Consider the following 207-nt stretch of genomic DNA (forward strand, 5'->3'; position numbering starts at 1 on the left):
TCTTTCGCTACTCATACCGGCATTCTCACTTCTAAGCGCTCCACTAGTCCTTACGATCTAGCTTCACCGCCCTTAGAACGCTCTCCTATCACGCGACCTATTGGTCGCATCCACAATTTCGGTGGTATCCTTAGCCCCGGTACATTTTCGGCGCAAAATCACTCGGCTAGTGAGCTATTACGCACTCTTTAAATGGTGGCTGCTTCT

General features: G+C 49.8%; 1 rRNA gene. It reads right to left on the reverse strand.

Annotated features, from left to right (window positions below):
• Window positions 1–207, reverse strand: a 23S ribosomal RNA gene (locus tag CES81_RS13290); the annotation flags it as partial.

The organism is Secundilactobacillus pentosiphilus (genome assembly GCF_002217985.1).
In the GTDB taxonomy this organism is placed as follows: Bacteria; Bacillota; Bacilli; order Lactobacillales; family Lactobacillaceae; genus Secundilactobacillus; species Secundilactobacillus pentosiphilus.